The 245-nt window shown below is 67.8% G+C and carries 1 protein-coding gene; it reads right to left on the bottom strand.

Going from position 1 to position 245, the window contains the following annotated elements:
* On the bottom strand, nucleotides 1-113 hold a 113-nt coding region (locus CAY82_RS26570; RefSeq protein WP_140399199.1), incomplete at its 3' end, for a DUF3483 domain-containing protein.
* Between the last annotated feature and the right edge of the window lie 132 nt (nucleotides 114-245).

Here is a 245-nt window from a genome sequence, read left to right as displayed (position 1 = left end):
AGGTTGACTTTGGACGGCCGGCCACGCCGCCACATGCGCACCCGGCGCAGGGCGCCGAGCACCGCCAGGCCAAGGGCAGCGAACAGCAGGATGGGTAGAAGGGTGTTCAACATGGGAGGCTCCCACAGGGGGCCAATCCCGCCCTCGGGGGCGGTGTTCATGCCAGTGCGATCAGAAGTCCTTGCACAGGCGCAAGGCGTCGTAGATCGCCGCATGCACGTTGCGCTGGGCCACGCAGTCGCCGA

It is taken from the genome of Pseudomonas sp. SID14000, assembly GCF_002165135.1.
Taxonomy (GTDB): Bacteria; Pseudomonadota; Gammaproteobacteria; order Pseudomonadales; family Pseudomonadaceae; genus Aquipseudomonas.
The sequence above is the reverse complement of the archived record's forward strand: the minus strand, read 5'-3'. Positions and strand labels throughout refer to the sequence as shown.